Consider the following 526-nt stretch of genomic DNA (forward strand, 5'->3'; position numbering starts at 1 on the left):
GGGAGAAGGATGGGTGCGACTGGAGGCACAGGTGGGGAGGAAGTTGCAGCCGGTGCCGAAGCCGGTCTCGACGATGGTGAAGTGGCGACGCCCGCGCCAGCGTTCGGGCAGGCGGTTGCCGCGCAGGAACACGTGCTCGGCCTGGGCGAGCGCGCCGGCCGCGCTATGGTAGATATCGCCGTAGGCGGGGGAAACGAGCGTGCCGTCTTCGCGGAAAACGAGCGTGGCGGGAGCGAGTCGGTCGGTCATGCGAAACAATCGAAAGGGCCGGCGAAGGGCCCGGGCAAATGCGCGGGCAACACCTGGCCGGAGCCGCCAAAGCCGCGCCCAGCCTGGCGTTGGCAAAAACCAACGTCGGCTCCTAAGGCTCGCTTGCGGCGCTTGACAACGCTGGTCGCCACGCGGCAAAAATGCGGGCAACGGCCTGAAGATCCGGCAAAATCCGCATGAAAATCTTTGAAACCCTTGTCGTTATTGGGTTTGCGCTGCGCTATCATAGCAACGCCGTACCGCGGGGTGGCCGCCG

General features: G+C 65.6%; 1 protein-coding gene and 1 pseudogene. Both read right to left on the reverse strand.

From position 1 onward, the window contains the following. Positions 1–249: pseudogene (locus tag FQ705_RS29300) on the reverse strand (bifunctional tRNA (5-methylaminomethyl-2-thiouridine)(34)-methyltransferase MnmD/FAD-dependent 5-carboxymethylaminomethyl-2-thiouridine(34) oxidoreductase MnmC); the annotation flags it as partial. Then, positions 246–526: hypothetical protein (locus FQ705_RS34355; protein WP_222105683.1), on the reverse strand; the 281-nt coding region annotated here is incomplete at its 5' end. The pseudogene FQ705_RS29300 and the gene FQ705_RS34355, both read right to left, overlap by 4 nt.

The sequence above is a fragment of the Paraburkholderia sp. BCC1884 genome, from assembly GCF_900996225.1.
Taxonomy (GTDB): domain Bacteria; phylum Pseudomonadota; class Gammaproteobacteria; order Burkholderiales; family Burkholderiaceae; genus Paraburkholderia.